Annotated in this window: 1 protein-coding gene; it reads left to right on the forward strand. The window is 69.4% G+C overall.

The window, feature by feature from the left end; genetic code table 11:
* Positions 1-62: 62 nt before the first annotated feature.
* A complete protein-coding gene (gene trmB, locus AX724_RS16190; RefSeq protein ID WP_066768187.1) occupies positions 63-770 on the forward strand; it encodes a tRNA (guanosine(46)-N7)-methyltransferase TrmB in 708 nt (235 codons plus the stop codon).
* Positions 771-785 lie beyond the last annotated feature (15 nt).

Consider the following 785-nt stretch of genomic DNA (forward strand, 5'->3'; position numbering starts at 1 on the left):
CCCCCGCCGCAGCCGCGCCGCCCGCTTGCCCCCGCCGCCGCCTGCCGCTATCGGCGCACCCCATGACAGCGCACAAGTCCGGCGATCCGACCACCCTCAACCGCCTCTATGGCCGCCAGTCGGGGCCAAAGCTCCGCAAGGGCCAGCAGGAACTGGTCGACACGCTCCTCCCCGCCATTTCCGTGCCGGAAGAGGGCGAGGTCAGCGCCGCGTCGCTGTTCGGCACCGACCGGCCCCTGCATTTCGAAATCGGCTTCGGCGGCGGCGAGCATCTCGCCTGGCGCGCCGACCTGCTGCCCGATCATGGCTTCATCGGCGCGGAACCGTTCCTGAACGGCGTCGTCCAGGCGCTCGGCCATGTCCGCGACCAGCGCCTGCCCAATGTCCGCCTGCACATGGGCGACGCGCTCCAGGTTCTGTCCCGCATCCCCGACGGCGCGCTGAGCTTCGTCTATCTCCTCCACCCCGATCCCTGGCCCAAGGCGCGCCATGCCAAGCGCCGCATGATGAATCCCGGCCCGGTGGCGATGATCGCGCGCAAATTGAAGCCCGGCGGCGAATTCCGCTTCGGCACCGATCATCCGGTCTATCTGCGCTGGGCGCTGATGGTGATGAACGGCCATCCCGATTTCGACTGGCTGGCGAGCGAGCCGAAGGATTTCCAGAACCGCCCCGGCGGCTGGCCCGAAACCCGCTACGAGGCCAAGGCCCGTCGCCTCGGCCATGAGGTCTGGTATTTCCGATACCGGCGCAGGCCGCTCTCGGCCTGAACGCCCGCCCTGCTC

The sequence above is a fragment of the Sphingobium sp. CCH11-B1 genome, assembly GCF_001556865.1.
GTDB lineage: Bacteria > Pseudomonadota > Alphaproteobacteria > Sphingomonadales > Sphingomonadaceae > Sphingobium.